We start from the raw sequence: 895 nt of genomic DNA on the forward strand, positions 1-895 counted from the left end.
GTCCGCGCTGGACCGGCGGTTCGTGGAACTGACCGGCCGGGAGGCGCGGCAGCAGCCCGGCGAGGTGTACGCCGGCCGCACGCTGTGCCACCTGGAGACGGTCCGCGACCTGGACGTCCGCTTCGGTGACGCGCTGCTGGCACGGCTCGCGCCGCTGGAACCGCTGCTGCTGTCGGCGCGGTGGCTGACCGCGGCGATCGGGCAGGCGTACGCCGACGCGCTGGCCGCCCTGTACCGCGACCTGGCGGCGGAGTCGGCCACCGCGGACGTGCCGGTGGCCGACCTGTGGTTCCTGGCGCAGGCGGTGGTGTTCGGGGCGGACCCGCCCGCCGCCGCCGTCACCGCCGAGTTCCTGGCCCGGTGGTCGACGGTGCTCGGCCTGGCCGACGCCGACACCGACGCCCGGGAGCTGCGGTTCGACGCCGCCGCGCTGACCGAGCGGGTCGCCGCCGCGTTCCCCGCCGACGCGCCCGGCTGGGCCGCCGCCCGCATCCACAGCCCGGACGTGCACGTGTGCGCGCCGGACGAGGCGGCGCTGCTGCGCGGCGACTTCACAGTCGTGCTCGGCGAGCTGCACGTGGCCCTGGCCGCGTTCGACACGCACTTCTTCGCGTACGGGCACCCGGACCCGCAGCGGCTGCGCGACGGGATGCGCGCCGACCTGCCCGGCGGCCGGGTCCGGCTGCTGCCGCCGGTGGACTGGCCCCGGCACACCGCCCGGATCGCGGAGTGGCTGCACGGGCCCGCCGACGCCCAGCTCGGGTTCGTCGACGCGCCCGGCGCCGACCCGGACCGCCTCGTGCCGATCACGACCCTGACCGTGCGGCCGGACGACGACGGCACTCTTTCCGCGCACGCCGACGACGGGCGGCGGTGGCCGCTGCTGGAGGTGTTC

Annotated in this window: 1 pseudogene; it reads left to right on the forward strand. The window is 77.4% G+C overall.

Annotation, left to right across the window (positions count from 1 at the left end):
- Positions 1–895, forward strand: a pseudogene (locus tag KBX39_RS32110) (lantibiotic dehydratase); the annotation flags it as partial.

Origin of the sequence: Micromonospora sp. D75 (assembly GCF_018070405.1) — a bacterium.
GTDB lineage: Bacteria > Actinomycetota > Actinomycetes > Mycobacteriales > Micromonosporaceae > Micromonospora > Micromonospora chalcea.